We start from the raw sequence: 362 nt of genomic DNA on the forward strand, positions 1-362 counted from the left end.
CATGGATAATGGAATGGACCCATCCACTTTAAATCGGCCTCGCAATGGGCCACGATGTAGTCGCTAAAACTCATCAGAAAGAGGACGGGTCCACCTATGAAGATTACTACAATCGGTTTAGATATCGCAAAGTCTGTTTTTCATGCTGTTGGCGTCGATAAAGCAGGCAAGTTAATTAAAAAGAAAATGCTTAGACGCAAAGACTTGCTGCCCTTTGTCGCTCAAATTGAGCCTTGTCTGATTGTGATGGAAGCCTGTAGTGGCGCAAATTACTGGGCCAGAGAATTTGAGCTGTTGGGCCACAGCGTCAAGTTAATTGCTCCTCAATTTGTCGTGCCTTTTCGGCAAGGTAACAAAAATGA

The 362-nt window shown here is 44.5% G+C and carries 1 pseudogene; it reads left to right on the forward strand.

Going from position 1 to position 362, the window contains the following annotated elements:
• Positions 1-96 precede the first annotated feature (96 nt).
• Positions 97-362 (forward strand): annotated as a pseudogene (locus tag L976_RS01740) (IS110 family transposase); the annotation flags it as partial.

The organism is Shewanella sp. ZOR0012, from assembly GCF_000798835.1.
In the GTDB taxonomy this organism is placed as follows: Bacteria; Pseudomonadota; Gammaproteobacteria; order Enterobacterales; family Shewanellaceae; genus Shewanella; species Shewanella xiamenensis.